The 2,797-nt window shown below is 69.1% G+C and carries 2 protein-coding genes and 1 pseudogene; all 3 read left to right on the top strand.

The window, feature by feature from the left end:
• A pseudogene (locus tag DEH69_RS03810) lies at window positions 1-444 on the top strand (deoxyribose-phosphate aldolase); the annotation flags it as partial.
• Between the two features lie 3 nt (window positions 445-447).
• The gene (locus DEH69_RS03805; protein ID WP_113685443.1) at window positions 448-1,887 is read left to right on the top strand and encodes an aldehyde dehydrogenase family protein; all 1,440 of its coding nucleotides are present in this window, start codon (window positions 448-450) and stop codon (window positions 1,885-1,887) included.
• Window positions 1,888-1,915: 28 nt separating this feature from the next.
• The gene (locus tag DEH69_RS03800) at window positions 1,916-2,794 is read left to right on the top strand and encodes an aldehyde dehydrogenase family protein (RefSeq protein WP_258534413.1); all 879 of its coding nucleotides are present in this window, start codon (window positions 1,916-1,918) and stop codon (window positions 2,792-2,794) included.
• Window positions 2,795-2,797: the final 3 nt, after the last annotated feature.

The raw sequence follows: 2,797 nt of genomic DNA, 5'->3' as shown, positions 1-2,797 counted from the left end.
TTCGAGGAGATCGTGGCGGTGCGGGAGGCGTGTGGGGACGCGCATCTGAAGGTGATCCTGGAAACGGGGGAGCTGGCGACGTATGACAATGTGCGGCGCGCGTCGTGGCTGGCGATGCTGGCGGGGGCGGACTTCATCAAGACGTCCACCGGCAAGGTCGCGGTGAACGCCACGCTGCCCAACACGCTGCTGATGTTGGAGGCGGTGCGTGATTTCTTGGTGGTGTCGGGGCGTCGGGTGGGGGTGAAGCCTGCGGGGGGGATTCGGTCGGCGAAGGATGCGTTGCGGTATCTGGTGGTGGTGAAGGAGACGGCGGGGGAGGGGTGGCTGGATCCGGGGTGGTTCAGGTTCGGGGCGTCGAGTTTGCTGAACGATTTGTTGATGCAGCGGCAGAAGCTGGGTTCGGGTGTGTACGCGGGTCCTGACTATGTGACGGTGGACTGAGTGATGGCTGACACTGTGTTTGAGTATGCGCCTGCGCCGGAGTCGCCGGGGACGGCGGCGATTGCTTCCTCGTATGGGTTGTTCATCGATGGGGAGTGGCGTGAGGCGGCGTCGGGTGGGGTGTTTGAGACGGTTTCGCCTGCGTCGGAGGAGGTGCTGGCGCAGGTTGCGGAGGCGGGGGAGGCGGATGTGGAGGCGGCGGTGGCCGCGGCGCGCCGGGCTTTTCCTGGCTGGTCGGGGCTGCCGGGGGTGGAGCGGGGGAAGTTCTTGTTCCGGATTGCGCGGCTGGTGCAGGAGCGGGCGCGTGAGCTGGCGGTGCTGGAGTCGCTGGACAACGGGAAGCCGGTGCGGGAGTCGCGGGATGTGGATGTGCCGCTGGTGGCGGCGCATTTCTTCTACTACGCGGGGTGGGCGGACAAGCTTGAGTACGCGGGTTTGGGTGCCGGGGTGCGGGCGGTGGGGGTGGCGGGGCAGGTGATCCCGTGGAATTTCCCGTTGCTGATGCTGGCGTGGAAGATCGCTCCGGCGCTGGCGGCGGGGAACACGGTGGTGCTCAAGCCCGCGGAGACCACGCCGTTGTCGGCGTTGCGGTTCGCGGAGATCTGCCAGCAGGCGGGGCTGCCGCGGGGTGTGGTGAACATTCTGCCGGGGGATGGGCGTGCGGGGGCGGCTTTGGTGGGGCACCGGGGGGTGGACAAGGTGGCGTTCACCGGGTCGACGGAGGTGGGCCGCCGTATCGCGCGCACGGTGGCCGGGACGGGCAAGCGGCTGACCCTTGAGCTCGGGGGGAAGGGCGCGAACATCGTGTTCGATGATGCGCCGGTGGACCAGGCGGTGGAGGGGATCGTGGAGGGGATCTTCTTCAACCAGGGTCATGTGTGCTGTGCGGGGTCGCGGCTGCTGGTGCAGGAGTCGGTGGCGGAGGAGGTGCTTGCGGCGTTGAAACGGCGGATGGCGACGTTGCGGGTGGGGGATCCGCTGGATAAGAACACCGATGTGGGGGCGGTCAACTCCGCCGCGCAGCTGGCGCGGATCCGGGAGCTGGCGGATGCGGGGGACGCGGAGGGCGCGCGGCGCTGGAGCGCGCCGTGTGAACTCCCCCAGCGGGGTTTCTGGTTCGCGCCGACGGTGTTTGAGGGGGTGTCGCAGGCGCACCGGGTAGCGCGGGAGGAGATCTTCGGGCCGGTGTTGTCGGTACTGACGTTCCGTACGCCCGGTGAGGCGGTGGCCAAGGCGAACAACACCCCTTACGGGCTGTCCGCGGGGGTGTGGACGGAGAAGGGGTCGCGGATGCTGTGGATGGCCAGCCGTTTGCGGGCCGGGGTGATCTGGTCCAACACCTTCAACAAGTTCGATCCGACCTCGCCTTTCGGCGGGTACCGCGAGTCCGGCTACGGCCGGGAAGGCGGCCGCCACGGACTGGAGCCCTACCTCAATGCCTGAGACCACCCCCATGCCCGAGACCACCCCCATGCCTGAGACACCCCCTGAGCGCCTTCGGGTGTGGAAGACGTACAAGCTGTTCATCGGCGGGGCGTTTCCCCGTTCGGAGAGCGGGAGGGTCTACCCCGTGACCGACACCAGCGGCGCGCACCTGGCCAACGCCCCGCGCGCCTCCCGCAAGGACGCCCGCGACGCCGCCGCCGCGGCGCGCAAGGCGTTCGGCCGCTGGTCGGGGGCCACCGCCTACCACCGCGGGCAGATCCTCTACCGGATCGCCGAGATGCTCCAGGGCCGCCACCAGCAGTTCACCGACGAGGTCGCCCACGGCGAGGGCGTCAGCGCCCAGCGAGCCGCCGCGCAGGTGGAGGCAGCCATCGACCGGTGGATCTGGTACGCCGGATGGGCCGACAAAGTCCACCAGGTCTTCGGCAACCCCAACCCCGTCGCCGGGCCCTACTTCAACCTCTCCACCCCCGAACCCACCGGCACCATCGCCATCCTCGCCCCCCAGCACTCCTCCCTCCTCGGACTGGTCTCCACACTCGCCCCCGCGATCACCACCGGCAACACCGCCGTCGTCATCGCCTCCACCCCCCACCCCCTCCCAGCCCTGACCCTGGGCGAAGTCCTGGCCACCTCCGACCTCCCCCCGGGCGTAGTCAACATCCTCACCGGCCACCACGACGAACTCGCCCCCACCCTCGCCGCCCACCAGGACATCAACGCCCTCGACCTCACCGGCGCCCCCACCCCCGCCCACGCCACCCACCTCGAAACCCTCGCCGCCGACACCCTCAAACGCATCCACCACCCCCACCCCCACGAAGACTTCACCACCACCCCCACCACCACCCGCCTCACCACCCACCTCGAAACCAAAACCATCTGGCACACCACAGGACCATGAGCC

The sequence above is a fragment of the Streptomyces sp. PT12 genome (genome assembly GCF_003311645.1).
GTDB lineage: Bacteria > Actinomycetota > Actinomycetes > Streptomycetales > Streptomycetaceae > Streptomyces.
The sequence above is the reverse complement of the archived record's forward strand: the minus strand, read 5'-3'. Positions and strand labels throughout refer to the sequence as shown.